The following is a 402-nucleotide window of genomic DNA, read 5'->3' as shown; positions in this document are numbered from 1 at the left end:
CGTAGGATTGAGCGATGTCTTCAGGTTTTGCAACACGTCCCACAGGCAATTGCTGCCCGATTCCGGTAAACATCGCCTGCCGTTGCTCTTCTGGCATCCCGGCGTAAATCGGTGTGTCCACAATTCCAGGTGAAACAACATTAACCCTTATAGGCGCGACGTCGACAGCAAGCCCGCGTACCAGCCCTTCGATCGCCGAGTTAATAGCCGCCAGGGTAGACGCCCCCATCGGAGGACGTACGCCGTAGACGCCGGAGGTTAACGTGATAGAGCCGGTCTTTTCCAAGCAGGGAAGAGCGGCCCGAACTGTCACGTATTGCCCCCAGAACTTGCTGTCAAACGCCTCTTTTGCGTTTGCCACATGCAAGTCGCTAAAGAGACCCATGTCGCCTTCTCCTGCAG

The 402-nt window shown here is 56.2% G+C and carries 1 protein-coding gene; it reads right to left on the bottom strand.

Annotation, left to right across the window (positions count from 1 at the left end):
* Positions 1 to 385 (bottom strand): SDR family oxidoreductase (locus MXD62_RS10290; protein WP_248829100.1); only part of this gene is annotated, 385 nt, incomplete at its 3' end.
* Positions 386 to 402: the final 17 nt, after the last annotated feature.

Source organism: Frankia sp. Mgl5 (assembly GCF_023242985.1).
GTDB classification, from domain to species: Bacteria; Actinomycetota; Actinomycetes; order Frankiales; family Frankiaceae; genus Parafrankia; species Parafrankia soli.
Note: the sequence above shows the minus strand (reverse complement) of the source record. Positions and strands in the feature narration are given on the sequence as shown.